Annotated in this window: 1 rRNA gene; it reads left to right on the top strand. The window is 36.8% G+C overall.

What is annotated here, in order from left to right:
• Window positions 1-187 precede the first annotated feature (187 nt).
• A 16S ribosomal RNA gene (locus Q0791_RS25175) occupies window positions 188-253 on the top strand; the annotation flags it as partial.

Below are 253 nucleotides of genomic sequence, written 5' to 3' on the forward strand. Positions count from 1 at the left end.
GATTAAGTTATTCGAAACTGCCTTACTTCTTTATTGTAAAGAGTGAAGCAGTCAAAAAATTACTTAATGACCTCTTTCTTTTAAGAGTGAGTGTTCATGCGCTGAGATTTTCACTTTCTTAAAAGAAAGTAAAATCAAAGAAAGCAGAATTCATTGAGTCGTTCGACGTAGTCGAACAACAAAACTTTAATTGAAGAGTTTGATCATGGCTCAGATTGAACGCTGGCGGCAGGCCTAACACATGCAAGTCGAG

The organism is uncultured Shewanella sp., from assembly GCF_947495455.1.
In the GTDB taxonomy this organism is placed as follows: Bacteria; Pseudomonadota; Gammaproteobacteria; order Enterobacterales; family Shewanellaceae; genus Shewanella.